The 203-nt window shown below is 47.3% G+C and carries 1 pseudogene; it reads right to left on the bottom strand.

Annotation, left to right across the window (positions count from 1 at the left end):
• A pseudogene (locus ADI86_RS01145) lies at positions 1-203 on the bottom strand (hypothetical protein); the annotation flags it as partial.

The following is a 203-nucleotide window of genomic DNA, read 5'->3' as shown; positions in this document are numbered from 1 at the left end:
CATACGTAGTTGACTAAACATCTTCCTGTCCTCCTCGGACCAGCTTTTGTAGTCTAGCAGTTGATCTGCCTGACTGATGGCTCGCTCGGGTTGCTGGGTAAAGGGTTTATTCCCGAAAAACTCCAACCACGGCTTGCGAACGCTATCCTTGCTGGTTTCTCTGTATTTTTTTAGTTCTAAGAACGCCATCTTGAGCAGATGGT

Origin of the sequence: Streptococcus pseudopneumoniae (genome assembly GCF_001074975.1) — a bacterium.
Classification (GTDB): domain Bacteria; phylum Bacillota; class Bacilli; order Lactobacillales; family Streptococcaceae; genus Streptococcus; species Streptococcus pseudopneumoniae_D.
This window is presented reverse-complemented; position numbering and strand designations above follow the sequence as displayed.